General features: G+C 50.0%; 1 pseudogene. It reads right to left on the bottom strand.

The features are described from left to right. Positions 1-55: 55 nt before the first annotated feature. Positions 56-394 (bottom strand): annotated as a pseudogene (locus NE473_RS32675) (D-alanyl-D-alanine carboxypeptidase family protein); the annotation flags it as partial.

Below are 394 nucleotides of genomic sequence, written 5' to 3'. Positions count from 1 at the left end.
CTCCGTTCGGGAGTAATCACATGCAGTTTGAATAAATCAGCCATATTCCCACCCCCTATTTCACACGGGCAAGAACATCATCCATACTACCTGCATTTATATCCGCAGCCCGGACGGATACAAAATTCTCGAATCCAAAGTCCAGCAGATTTTTTGTGTCCGTCGAGTACTGGGGCGTCGAGCCTTTCAGGATGACGGCAATAAGCTTTAAGCCGTTCTTTCTGGCGCAGGTGACCAGCGTGTTGCCGGCCAGTGTGGTATAGCCGGTTTTACCGCCCACGATGCCGGGATAATAGTACGGCGTACTCTTTTTAAGCATCTTATGGCCCGGGTAGATGGTTAGACCTTCCGGGTTAATGGAATTCGGCGGAAGCTTGTAATAGGTGGTGGAATC

The organism is Hungatella sp. SL.1.14 (genome assembly GCF_024460495.1).
Lineage (GTDB): Bacteria > Bacillota > Clostridia > Lachnospirales > Lachnospiraceae > Hungatella > Hungatella hathewayi.
The sequence above is the reverse complement of the archived record's forward strand: the minus strand, read 5'-3'. Positions and strand labels throughout refer to the sequence as shown.